The 12,961-nt window shown below is 40.0% G+C and carries 11 protein-coding genes; 5 read left to right on the top strand and 6 right to left on the bottom strand.

Annotated features, from left to right (window positions below):
- Nucleotides 1-123: 123 nt before the first annotated feature.
- Genes ED622_RS11270 through ED622_RS11255 form a run of 4 tightly spaced genes read left to right on the top strand, consistent with a single transcriptional unit; the run spans nt 124 to nt 3,847 of the window.
- Complete coding sequence (locus tag ED622_RS11270) at nt 124-1,725, top strand: sensor histidine kinase (RefSeq protein ID WP_122034038.1); 1,602 nt, start codon at nt 124-126, stop codon at nt 1,723-1,725.
- Between the two features lie 45 nt (nt 1,726-1,770).
- Complete coding sequence (locus tag ED622_RS11265; protein ID WP_122034036.1) at nt 1,771-2,445, top strand: response regulator; 675 nt, start codon at nt 1,771-1,773, stop codon at nt 2,443-2,445.
- A 26-nt stretch (nt 2,446-2,471) separates the two neighbouring features.
- A complete protein-coding gene (gene ybaK, locus ED622_RS11260) occupies nt 2,472-2,942 on the top strand; it encodes a Cys-tRNA(Pro) deacylase (RefSeq protein WP_122034034.1) in 471 nt (156 codons plus the stop codon).
- Between the two features lie 20 nt (nt 2,943-2,962).
- Entirely contained in the window at nt 2,963-3,847 is an 885-nt protein-coding gene (locus ED622_RS11255; protein ID WP_122034032.1) for a patatin-like phospholipase family protein, read from the top strand.
- Between the two features lie 110 nt (nt 3,848-3,957).
- On the opposite strand, the gene ED622_RS11250 is transcribed toward ED622_RS11255, so the two are convergent.
- The 5 genes from ED622_RS11250 to ED622_RS11230 form a co-directional block, all read right to left on the bottom strand.
- Entirely contained in the window at nt 3,958-5,154 is a 1,197-nt protein-coding gene (locus tag ED622_RS11250) for a DEAD/DEAH box helicase (RefSeq protein ID WP_122034030.1), read from the bottom strand.
- 124 nt (nt 5,155-5,278) lie between these two features.
- On the bottom strand, nt 5,279-6,805 hold the full coding sequence (locus ED622_RS11245) for a tripartite tricarboxylate transporter permease (RefSeq protein WP_045102571.1): 1,527 nt from the start codon (nt 6,803-6,805) through the stop codon (nt 5,279-5,281).
- A gap of 16 nt (nt 6,806-6,821) precedes the next feature.
- Nucleotides 6,822-7,322: a tripartite tricarboxylate transporter TctB family protein gene (locus ED622_RS11240; protein ID WP_045102570.1), complete on the bottom strand. Its 501-nt coding sequence runs from the start codon at nt 7,320-7,322 to the stop codon at nt 6,822-6,824.
- 120 nt (nt 7,323-7,442) lie between these two features.
- On the bottom strand, nt 7,443-8,420 hold the full coding sequence (locus ED622_RS11235; RefSeq protein WP_122034027.1) for a tripartite tricarboxylate transporter substrate binding protein: 978 nt from the start codon (nt 8,418-8,420) through the stop codon (nt 7,443-7,445).
- 290 nt (nt 8,421-8,710) lie between these two features.
- The gene (locus ED622_RS11230; protein ID WP_122034025.1) at nt 8,711-10,804 is read right to left on the bottom strand and encodes a methyl-accepting chemotaxis protein; all 2,094 of its coding nucleotides are present in this window, start codon (nt 10,802-10,804) and stop codon (nt 8,711-8,713) included.
- 232 nt (nt 10,805-11,036) lie between these two features.
- Here ED622_RS11230 and ED622_RS11225 point away from each other — a divergent pair, with 232 nt between their 5' ends.
- A complete protein-coding gene (locus ED622_RS11225) occupies nt 11,037-11,465 on the top strand; it encodes a hypothetical protein (RefSeq protein WP_122034023.1) in 429 nt (142 codons plus the stop codon).
- 122 nt (nt 11,466-11,587) lie between these two features.
- Here the strand turns inward: ED622_RS11225 and purB are convergent, their stop codons facing one another.
- On the bottom strand, nt 11,588-12,958 hold the full coding sequence (gene purB / locus ED622_RS11220; protein ID WP_122034020.1) for an adenylosuccinate lyase: 1,371 nt from the start codon (nt 12,956-12,958) through the stop codon (nt 11,588-11,590).
- Between the last annotated feature and the right edge of the window lie 3 nt (nt 12,959-12,961).

The following is a 12,961-nucleotide window of genomic DNA, read 5'->3' as shown; positions in this document are numbered from 1 at the left end:
TAACTTTACGATGGAATTGATGAAAATATTTATAAGGTGTGATCAAGAGTATGAACAAGGTTTAAGAATAGGTTAATGGCTTGTGATACTCTTTGTTAAGGCAAGATTAACAAGGAAAAATGAATGTCTTGGCGTGATTTGAATTTTAGACGTCGATTATTAACAGTAATGACCATTTCTGGCGTAGGTAAGCTTTTAATTTTGTCTGTGTGTGCGTTCTTATATATCAAGCACTGGGAATCACAAGACAGCGGAGATAAAGCGTTAGGCGTTGCTCGATTTCTCGCTCAGTCACCATTAGTGATGATGGCCATTGAGAAAAATGCTCCCTTGTTAATCGAAGAAAAAATAGAACGATTACGCTCATCCATTGGTGCGGCTTTTATTGTTGTGGGGAACAAAGAAGGTATACGAATCGCTCATCCGATTAAAGAGCGGATAGGAAAGCCGATGCAGGGGGGAGATAACCAGCAAGCGCTAGAGTTAGGCGAATCCTATATCTCATACGCCAAAGGTTCATTAGGTCACTCTGTACGCGGAAAAACACCGATTATAAATGATCGTGGTGAGATTATCGGAGTGGTTTCAGTCGGTTATTTACTAACCACTATTGATAGCAAAGTTTCTCACTTTCTCAGCTTTTTTCTTGGGATGGCTGTGCTGGTTATTTTTGCTAATACCCTCATTGCTAACTTTGTCGCTAGGCGCTTTCAAAAGCCTATTTTTGGTTTTGAGCCAGAAGCATTTGGGCGTTTATATAAAGAACAACAAGTCACACTCTCAACATTACGTGAAGGGGTCTTGAGTATTGATGCGAATGGTAAGCTTAGATCTATTAATAAAAGCGCCTGTGACATATTAGGTATAGATCCTAAGCAGTCTTTAAATCGGTTATTTATTGAAGTCTTGCCAGACAGTGATTTGACTAAGCTTTTGGTTACCCAACAATCAGAGCATGATATTGAGTTGATACTAAATGGCCAAGCCGTTATTGCTAACCGAGAATTGATTAAGATGGACGGTGAAGTGATTGGGGCGGTATCTAGTTTTCGACGTAAAGATGAAATCAGTGAATTGACGACTCAACTTTCTCAAGTTAAGCAATATGCCGATTTATTACGATCCCAAACTCATGAGCATCGAAATAAATTAAATACCATTAGCGGCTTGATCCAATTAGGTAAGATTGAAGAAGTACAGCAGATCATCGGACAAGAAAGCCTACGCTATCAAAAGTTAATTGAGTTTTTACGAGAAAGTATCTCTGCACCTATGATTGCAGGGGTACTGCTTGGTAAAAGTGAGAGGGCGAGAGAGCTTGGTTTAGTTTTAGATATAGAGGAAGGGACGCAATTAACGCATTTACCTGAGCATATTCGTGCTGAAGATATGGTGACGATTATCGGAAATTTAATCGACAATGCGTTTGATGCAACCTTGAATCAATCAAAAGAAGTAACTGAGCCTATTATTGTCAGTGTGACTGATTTTGGCCAAGAAGTGATTATCGAAGTAGAAGATAAAGGGTGCGGCCTACCGCAGGCATTTAGCTTTAAACAGTTAACTCAAAGAGGCGTATCTACAAAACCGGAACAAGGACGTGGGGTTGGTTTGCATCTTATTCAGCAATTAGTCGATCATTATCACGGAGAGTTTACGGTCAGAAGTGATGAGGGAAAAGGAACCTTGATGACCATTTATTTGCCAAAAAAGTTGCATTCATAGAGCAACCAATCTTATAAATATAAAGAATAAACAAAAGGATATTGTGTGAGTAGTAAAATCAAGATCGTTATCGTAGAAGATGATATTGGCATCGCAGAAATACATCGCCGTAATCTGGATAAAATAGATTATGTAGAGGTCATAGGAATTGCAGCCAGTAAGGAAGAAGCGACGACGTTATTTGATGTGTTAAACCCAGACTTAGTGCTATTGGATATTTATCTTCCTGATGGTAACGGGCTTGATATATTGCGTGAGTTACGCCAAAAAGAGTCGTCCCCTGATGTTATCTTAATTACAGCTGACAGAGATGTGAATACGCTGCAAGAAGCAATGCGTGGTGGTGTGGTAGATTATCTGTTAAAGCCTGTTATATTTAGTCGCTTAGAAGAGTCAATTAATAAATATTTAAGTCAAAAAGAACAATTTATTAATCGAGTTGATATTGATCAAACCATGGTTGATGCCATGCTGCATTCTACCACGACAACGCCTGTGGCAAGATTACCCAAAGGCATTGATAGCGTAACATTAGAAAAAGTGCGCCAACTGTTTGTGAATGAAAAGCAATTAACGGCAGATCAAGCAGGTGAGTTAATTGGTGTAAGCCGAACTACTGCTCGTCGTTATTTAGAATATCTCATTAGCTCTGGAGAATTGAGTGCCGACCTCTCTTATGGCAGTGTTGGGCGACCAGAGCGGACGTACTTTAAGGCGTAACCCTATTTTTTAAGGTATTAATAGCAATGACACCAGCAACGAAATTATTAAAGAAAGCAAAAATTGAACATCAAGTGCTTGAGTATCACCATGATCCAAAAGCTCAAGCGTATGGATTAGAAGCGGCCGAAAAACTGGGATTACCTGATGAAGAGGTGTTTAAAACCTTAGTGGTTCAAGTAGATGAGAAAGAGCTAGTCGTTGGTATTATTCCTGTTGCTGCCCATTTAAGTATGAAATTAATTGCTAAAGCTGCTGGTGGCAAAAAAGCAAAAATGGCCGATCCTGCTTTGGTTCAAAAATCGACCGGATACGTCATGGGAGGCGTTAGTCCTCTTGGCCAAAAGAAACGATTGAAAACAGTGATTGATAATACGGCTGAGCAGTTTGAAACCATCTATGTCAGTGGTGGTAAAAGAGGGCTAGATATTGGGTTAGCCCCTAAGGCTTTACAGCAAGTGTTAAACGCACAATTTATGGATATTAAAGCAGAGTGATCATGGAAGGGAGAAACCCCATGAAGAAAAAAACAGTATCGCTTGTTCTTGGAAGTGGTGGAGCGAGAGGCCTTGCTCATATCGGCGTGATCCGTTGGTTAGAAGAACATGATTTTGAGATTGTATCTGTCTCTGGTTGCTCTATTGGTACTGTTGTCGGAGGGGTATATGCCGCCGGAAAGTTAGATGAATTTGAAGCGTGGATGCGAACTATCACCAAGCTCGATATTGTCTCTTTGATGGATTTCAATTGGGGTAAAGGTGGACTAATTAAAGGCGATAAAGTTATGAATCGTCTTGGTCATATCTTGGGAGATTTACATATTGAAGATCTTTCAATTCCTTATACCGCAGTTGCTGCAGACATTAGCAATGAAAAAGAGGTGTGGTTACAAAAAGGGTCACTTTTGCAAGCGATTCGAGCTTCTATCTCTTTACCGCTTTACTTAATGCCAATTGAATTTAATGGAAAAACATTAATTGATGGCGGAGTATTAAACCCTGTTCCGATTGCTCCAACTTTTGCTGATCATTCCGATATTACTCTTGCGGTAAACTTAGCTGGTGAAATTAGCCATAAAATTGATGACTTTGGGATCAATCAAGTGGATATTTCAGCACAAGAGCCAGAAGAAGATATGCCATTTCATCGAAAAGTGAGTGATTATTTTGGTTCTTTAACGGAGAAGGCATCGCGAATAGATTTAGGTATGTATGATATTGCAAACCAAGCGTTCGATGCGATGCAAAGCACTATTGCGAGACAAAAGCTTGCGGCTTATCCGCCAGATATTACGGTTGAAATAGCAAGAGATGCGTGTGGCACATTTGAGTTTGAACGCACAGCTGAAATGATAGACTTAGGTTATGAAAGAGCGGGGCATGCCTTAAAGCATCTTCTATAAATCCTCTTATCTTAATCAACAGATAGATATAAAAACGCCCATATTTTTCACTTCTCTTTCTAGTAAAAAGTATGGGCGTTTTTTAATTTAGTAATCTAACCAAGTTGTGGTTAGAACTTTGGTGCTGGTTTTCTTGCAGGCTTAAAATTCAAAATAGAAATAGGCACTTCTTTACGTGGTGCAAAGCCTTCTATTTCTTTACGAACAATTAAGTGTCCAAGACGTTTTTCAATCATGCATAAGTTTTTAAAGTCATCTTTAGAAACAAATGAGATAGCCTCACCTTTTGCACCAGCACGACCAGTACGACCAATGCGGTGAACGTAATCATCAGCAGGGAAAGGTAGGTCGTAGTTAACCACTCGTGTTAGCTCATCAATATCAATACCACGAGCCGCAATACCTGTAGCAACTAGGTATTGTAATTTACCTTCTTTAAAGTCATTTAGTACTTTTGCACGAGCATCTTGGCTTCGGCCACTGTGGAAAGCTTCTGCTCTGATCCCGCGTTTTTCTAATTGGCTAACTAATTTAGCCGCACCGTGTTTAGTCTCAATAAAGATCAGTGCTTGGTCCCACTCATTTTCTGTAATTAAGTGACTAAGCAGTGCTGATTTTCTGTCTTTATCAACCGTGGTTAACCACTGATCAATTTGTGGTGCTGATGTCGTTTTTGGCGAAATAGTAATTTCAATTGGATTATTTACCGCTGTTTTCGCTAAAAAACGTACTTGATCAGACAGTGTTGCAGAGAACAACATGTTTTGGCGATCAAGCGGTAAACGCTCGATGATTTTATTGATGTCTTCAATAAAGCCCATATCGAGCATACGGTCTGCTTCATCAAGAACTAAAATCTCAATTTCATCGAAATGAATTGCGCGTTGCGTGTACATATCAAGAAGACGGCCAGGAGTGGCAACTAATACATCAACCCCTTCAATCAGACGTTCTTTTTGATTTTTATAATCAACGCCACCGTACATAGCCAGTGAACTAATATCGATATGCTTACTGTATTTTTGAATATTGTCTTCAACTTGGATCGCTAGCTCACGTGTCGGCGTTAAAATTAATGCACGAACACGTTTAGCACGAACCTTAGTTGGATCTTCGCTGAGGATTTCTAAAATTGGTAATACAAAACTGGCTGTTTTACCTGTACCTGTTTGCGCGGCTGCAATTAGGTTTTTTCCAGTAAGCGCAACGGGAATGGCTTTTTCTTGAATTGGAGTTGGGGCTTTATAACCCAGTTCGTCGATGGCTTTTAAAATTGGATCGCTTAACCCAAGTTTGGAAAATGGCATGTGAAATCTCAGATATATGAATAGAAGGGGATTGTAGCATGAAAAAAAGAAATGGCAGCAGAGGAAATAGACACCAATACTATCCTTAGTATTGGTGTCCATATTAGACGGTTAGATTAGAAGATTATGACTTTACTGCAAACTTAGGACGGATAACGTTATTGATAAACGTCAGTAGCATTGGAAGAATAAGCACAATTGCAGCAATAGCAGTGAAACTAAAGGTAATAGGACGTTCCCACAAGAAACTCAACTCACCATCACTGATCATTAATGCTCGACGTAAATTCTCTTCCATCATGCCACCCAATATAAATCCGAGCAGTAAGGGGGCTAGTGGAAAATTGGCAAGCCGCAGGGCTATTGCCACCATCGCAATAAAGATCATGATGAATACATCAACGGTATTAAATGAGACTAAATACACCCCAGTAATTGAGAAGAATAAAACCATCGGCATCAATACGGTTCTTGGCACAGCAAGTAATTTAGAGATGTATGGAATTAACGGTAAATTTAGGATCACTAATACGATATTACCAAAGTACATAGAGATAATAACTGACCAGAAGATATCAGGGTGATCGACAAACAGTCTTGGACCAGGTTGAATACCATAAGCGATTAAGGCACCAAGCATGATTGCGGTCGTTCCAGAGCCAGGAATACCTAAGGTAAGCAGGGGAACAAATGATCCACTTGATGCGGCGTTATTTGCCGATTCAGGTGCCACTAATCCACGGATGCTGCCTTTACCAAACTCTTCTTTTTTATCTTTTGGTGCTAGGTTTCGCTCCATTCCGTAACTTAAGAATGCCGCAATAGTTGCGCCAGCGCCGGGTAATACGCCAGTAAAGAAACCAAGGATAGATGAACGAACAGCAACAGGAGCAACCTCTTTAAATTCTTCTTTGGTGATTTTCATGCTGCCTAGGTCAGACATTTTATTTTGTTCATCATCTCGCGTGTCTTGCTCTGGTTTTAATATTCCCATCAAGGTTTCCCCTAATGCGAAGGTTGCCATTGCAAGCAATAAGAAGCTGAATCCATCCATTAAATCAGTTAAGCCAAAAGTAAAGCGCTCGACACCAATGCCTTTATCAATGCCGACGGTTGAAAGCATTAAACCAAGAATGGTCATCATCCAAGCTTTAATCACTTGGCCTTTACCTGCGAATGCTGCAACAGCGGATAAGCCGACTAACATTAGGGCAAAGTAATCTGATGATTGGAAGCTAAGAGATACCTTGGCAAGCGCTGGAGCTGCAATCAGTAGCATGATGGCTGAAAGTGTACCACCGGTAAAAGAGGAGTAGGCAGCAAGCGCAAGGGCTTTACCTGCCTGACCTTTTTGTGCCATTGGATAACCATCAAAGGCAGTAACCACAGTTGAAGAACAGCCCGGTGCATTAATCAATATTGATGAGGTAGACCCACCAAAAACGGCGCCATAATAAACACCCGCCATTAAGATCATACCTGATGCTGGATCAAGTCCGTAGCTAATCGGGATCATTAAGGCAATGGCAGAAATAGGGCCAAGACCCGGCAACATACCGATGAATGTACCTACAAAACAGCCGATCATCACCATCATCAAGTTGGTTGGCATAATCGCTGTTGATAAGCCTGCTAAAATTCCATCTAACATAATTAAGTCCTAGGGTTTACCAAGCAAGAAAAAGATAACCAGGTTCTAGATAGATATCCAAACCTTTGGTAAGAAGTAGCCAGAATCCAGTAACGAAAGGAAACGAGGCGCCAAATAAAATGGGTTTACGACGTTCGCCTAAAAGATAGAACCCTGCCAGTAAAAATAGGCTTGTAGCTAGAACAAAACCGAGCCATGTTAAACCAATGCCATACAACACCATTAAAATGATAAACCCAATTAAGAGCTTCCAGTTAAAGCCTAATACGGCACCACTTTTTTCATCAGGTTGAGCTGAGACAATAAGAAGTAATGAAAGAAAAATACCAGCAAAGGTCAGCATGTAAGGTAGGGTTCGAGCGGTGAAGGGTTCGTATTCATCACCAGGAAATAAAGGAATTAAACTGGTTTGGTAGCCATAGCATAAGCAGACCAGTAAAAAAATGATTGCGCCAACGCGATCTCGGCATAGTAGAGAAGAGCTAGAGTACGACATGAGTTCTCTCCATTCATCCATTTAAAAAAGAGTAAGAAAAAGGCTGCCTTGAACATAAGGTGCAAGGAGGAGGTAACAGGAACATTAATGAGCCATATCCGGGAGAGTCATTAATTATTCAAGGCAGCTGAAATGATTGTGTTATTTTAAGAAGCCAAGCTCACGCATTAGGTTACCCATTAGCAATTCTTGATTTTCAAGGAAAGCATAAAAGTCTTTGTCCGCCTTGTAGTTATCAATCCAACCATTACGATCTCGAACTACCGCCCATTGATCCGTTTCATACATCTTATCGAAGGCTTCTCTGTACTCATCGATTTTCGCTTGTGGTGTACCAGGCGCTGCGAAGAAACCACGCCAGTTAGCAAAGACGGTTTCATTGCCGTATTCAGTTAGTGTTGGGATTTCTGGCGCACTTTCTAAACGTTTAGGTGCTGTGATAGCAAGAATACGAACTTGACCGCTTTTCGACATTTCAAGCACTTCACCTAACCCTGTTGAAAGTAGAGGTGTTTCGCCTGAAAGCAGTGCAGCCATTGCTTTGCCACCGGCATCGTACGCAATGTAACGTACTTTTCTTGCATCAAAGCCTTCACCTTTAAATGCTGCCGCAACCACTAGGTGATCCATGCTGCCTCGAGCTGAACCGCCTGCAATTTTTACTGAACGAGGGTCTTTTTCAAAATCAGCAACCACTTGCTCCCAGCTGGTATATTTAGAGTCTTTATTTACGACAATCGCACCATAATCGGCAATAGTTGCAGCAACTGGGGTTAGGTCTCGAAATGACTGCGGGAAAATACCACTTAACGATCGGATCACGATAGGCGTGGAGTTGACCATTAATGTATCTGGCTGGCGCTCTGCAGTTTCAATTAAATGAGCAATAGCTTTACCGCCGCCGCCCCCTGAAAGGTTTTGGTATGACGCTTGTTCAATGATGTCTGATTTAAGCAATACATCACCGGTACCGCGAGCTGTCATATCCCAACCGCCACCAGCACCACCAGGAATGATGAAGTGAATTTTTTCAAGTTCGGCTGCAATAGCTGAACCTGAAAGTGCAAAGGTTGCAGCAATCATTGAGGCTGTGATTTGTTTTTTAAATGAAGTAAGCATGAATAACATGTCCTTATGTGTCCAAGTTTCTCTGTCGTTATGGTGTGAAACTTGAGAGTAGGGGTTACAGCTTCTATGAGCTGTTATCGTTCGATATATACTGCTTTTTCTTGGTTGTTACGTAAATGTTATTCACTTGAGGGGGTTTTGGCTAGATAGAGATGATAATGGCTATTTAGAACATTAAATGAATTTTGTTCATAAAGTTCATGCGGATTTGGATAAATAAAAAAGCCATGCAATAGAGAAAAAGCATGGCTTAATTAAATGTAGATTCTAGGTTTTAAAATCTATTGAGTTTTAAATTCACTTAATTTCTGAGCTAGTGAATGGCTTTCTTTTGTTAGCTCTGCGGTATCATTTAACGAAGTTTGCATATCAGAAAGAACTTCATCAGCGGCTTCGTTAATACTTGTCACATTGCGATTTATCTCTTCAGAGACAGAGCTTTGTTCCTCTGCGGCTGAAGCAATCTGATTATTCATGTCATTGGCTACCAGAATAGCGGTACTGATCTCTTTCAGATTTTCTTGTGCAATTAGCGTTTCTTCTTTAGTTGCGAATGCTTGCTTTTGGCTACTGTCCATTACCGTCACAATGCTATGAGTATTTTGTTGTAATACAGCAAGCATATTATTAATTTCTTGAGTTGAACTTTGTGTGCGGCTTGCTAGGTTACGAACTTCATCAGCAACAACAGCAAACCCACGGCCATACTCACCTGCACGAGCGGCTTCAATCGCGGCATTTAATGCCAGTAGATTGGTTTGTTCAGCAATTCCGCCGATTTCAAGCAGGATCTTTTGAATATCATTGCTCGATGCCGCCAAGTTAACGACTTGCTCTTGGGCTTCATTAATGAACGACGCTAATTCTTCTACTGAAGCTGCTGCGTTATCCATGATTTTTTGACCTTCTTCACTGCTTGCTTGGATCTGGCTTGCTGCCGTTGCGGCTTGTAATGCCGATGATGCTACCTCTTGGGCTGTTGCACTCATCTCATTAATTGCAGTTGCCAACTGTGTCACTTCATTGACTTGATTTTGAAGTTTTATTTGTGACTTTTCTGTTTCAGTCATGGTATTCATTGATGATTGAGAGACGAGTTCAGCCGTCTCTTTTGCATTATGAAGTGTATTTTGAACTTTCTCGATAAAGGTATTGAACCAGAAAGCAAGTTGGCCAATTTCATCTTTAGATGTGACTTCAATACGCTGAGTTAAGTCGCCATCGCCTTGAGCTATATTTTCAAAGCGTGATGTTAAGTTCATCAATGTGTTCCCAATTTGTCTTGCTAAAATAAAGATAATAGTAATACCGATAATTGAAGAAACTAAACCACTTAAAAGGCCATTAGAAAGCGCATCATGACTGAGTTGAGTACTTAGTGAGTTAAAGTCAGTAATTTCTTTTTGTAAAATTTCTACAGGAACTGACACCATTACAATCCAGGGTTTTGAACCTGTATTAATGGTTGCGATAGCTGTTTTGAATTGACCTATGTCTTTTAAGAATGGTTTGTTTGTTTTTGCTTCTTGTTGGATTTGAGCCCAGTGCTGAGCAAAATCGTTTCTAACTTGTTTTCCGACTAAGCTTTCATTTTGGCTGAAAGATAATAAAGTTCCGTTCCATGATGCGATAGACACTACAGCATTTGGAATACCAATGGCTTGGGCTGCTTGCTTACTAATTGTTTGGAAACTTTTAATTGACCAATCATAGCCTATAGATCCAATAATTTTGTTATTTGTTACTAATGGTAAGCTAATAGTAGTAATTAGCTCCTCGTTGCCTCTTACATTGTAATAGTATGGTTCCATTACAAAGCTTTTTCCTGATTCAAAAGGTGCTAAGTGCCATTCATCAATACGTTCACCATTATTATTTAAAGCTGTATTACTAAAGCTAGCCATACCTAATGCTTCAAAACTAGAGTCTGTTGGTGAAAAGAATGGAGATAAAATACCGTCTTTATTTAATGCTTTTTGGGTAAGCTCAGAATCGTCTTTAATGAATTGGCCTTCTTCCCATACCATATAGCCAGCAAATACGCTGTCATTTTGGTTTTTTAATGAAGATATGAATTGTTTAATTAAAAGGTCGGCATTTGCTTGGTTATCATTAGACAGTTCTAAAACTGATTTGAGTTGTTTTAAATTACTAATAACAGGAGAAAAAAGTCCGTTTAGTTCTGCACTTTGTTGGCTGGCAATAGACAGTAATTTATAATCAATGTTATCAGCAAGTTGGTCAGATACATGTCGGGTAATCTCGTCATTAACATTGTTATAAGAGATGGTGGTAAAAAACATTGTAGTGCTTAGTGTAATAAAAATAGCAAGCCCAGCACTGACAGCTATACGTGTTTTTATCGATTTAAACATAATCTTTCCAATAGAAGTGTATTTTATAGAACCTCTTATCGACTCAGAATGAATAACCATTAGTTAAATATGGATATTAATCGTATATTATTTAGTCGCCTTGTTCACATTGACTTCACAAGCGATGATTTATACTTGTATATTCATACTTAGATACAAGCTAACTCTCTTATTTTATTGGTTTTCTGTTAGTCTGTTTTGGTTATCTTTATAATTGTATAGTGAGAAAAAAATGAACAAAAAATTATTAGTTCCTTTATTGTTTTCTGTGGCTTTAATGGGGTGTGATGACGCAAGTCAAGCGATTGATAAAGCGCAAGAGGCTGCAAATAAGGCCGTAGATATGGCTCAAGAAAAGCTAGAATCAGTAGATCTAGAAGCGATTAATATTGAACAATTTGGTGACGCAGCCAGCTCTGCATCTGAGTTTGCAGAATCAATTGATGAAGCGTTAAATGCAGATTACAGCAACCCTAAAGCACTGGTTGAAATCCAAGAGCACATTGCTAATGCGTACAGTTGTTTAGTGGAAGCGTCATCAGAATCTAGTGCAGAGAAGTTATTGGATAAAGTGATGTCGACGATTTCAAACCAAGAAGCGCAGAGCTTAATTGAGAAAGGTGTTGAAGGCGCAAAAGAAATGCAAGAGTGTGTGATGTAATTAGCATCAACTCGAATAAATAAAAACCGAATAAAAAAGCCCTGTAACAGTACGCTTAAAGGCGTTTGATACAGGGCTTTTTAGTGCTTGTTAATCTGTCGGGTTAAAAATAACCGTAAAGATTACAGCTTGTCAGTTAGCTCGATAGCTTGACCGATGTAGTTTGCTGGCGTCATCTCTTTTAGACGAACTTTCTCATCTGCAGGGATTTCTAAACCGTCGATGAATGCACGCATGCCTTCGCCATCTACACGTTTACCACGAGTCAGTTCTTTTAGTTTTTCGTATGGCTTTTCGATGCCGTAACGACGCATTACTGTTTGTACAGGTTCTGCAAGAACTTCCCAGTTTTTATCTAACTCAGCTTCAAGTGCAGCACGGTTGATCTCTAATTTGCTAATGCCTTTTAGAGTCGACGTGTATGCAATGATAGCGTAGCCACAACCAACACCTAGGTTACGAAGAACCGTTGAGTCAGTTAGGTCACGCTGCCAGCGAGATACAGGCAGTTTTTGTGCTAGGTGGCTAAAGATAGCGTTAGCAAGACCTAGGTTACCTTCAGAGTTTTCAAAATCGATTGGGTTAACTTTATGCGGCATTGTTGAAGAGCCGATTTCGCCAGCAATCGTTTTTTGTTTGAAGTGACCAAGAGCTATGTAACCCCAAACGTCACGGTCAAAATCAAGAAGGATAGTGTTGAAACGTGCAATCGCATCAAATAGCTCAGCAATGTAGTCATGAGGCTCGATTTGAGTTGTGTATGGGTTCCAGTTAACGCCTAGAGATTCAGTGATGAACTCTTCGCTAAATGCATGCCAATCAACATCAGGGTAAGCAGAAAGGTGAGCGTTATAGTTACCTACAGCACCATTGATTTTTGCTAGGATCTCAACGTTTTCGATTTGCTTATATTGACGTTCCATACGGTACGCAACGTTAGCCATTTCTTTACCCATAGTAGATGGAGAAGCTGGCTGACCGTGTGTACGAGAAAGAAGCGGAATGTCACGGTACTCGTTAGCTAATGCTTTGATTGCATCGATAACGTTACGGATTTCAGGAAGAATCACAGTATCACGTGCTTCTTTAAGCATTAGAGCGTGAGATGTGTTGTTGATGTCTTCTGAAGTACATGCAAAGTGGATGAACTCATTAATTGCGTGAAGTTCAGGAACCTCTGCAACTTTTTCTTTAAGGAAATATTCAACAGCTTTAACATCGTGGTTAGTAGTGCGTTCAATTTCTTTGATACGCATAGCATCTTCTTCATTGAAGTTAGCTGCGATATTATCTAAGAATTGATTCGCTTCTGCGCTTAATGTAGCCACTTCCGCAATCGATTGCGTAGCTGCTAATTTTTGAAGCCAACGAACTTCAACAACAGTGCGGTACTTTAGTAAGCCGTACTCACTAAAGATGCTGCGTAGAGAAATTGTTTTACTTCCGTAGCGACCATCTACAGGTGAAACAGCAGTTAATGCTGACAATTCCATGTG

It is taken from the genome of Aliivibrio sp. EL58 (assembly GCF_900312675.1).
Classification (GTDB): domain Bacteria; phylum Pseudomonadota; class Gammaproteobacteria; order Enterobacterales; family Vibrionaceae; genus Aliivibrio.
Note: the sequence above shows the minus strand (reverse complement) of the source record. Positions and strands in the feature narration are given on the sequence as shown.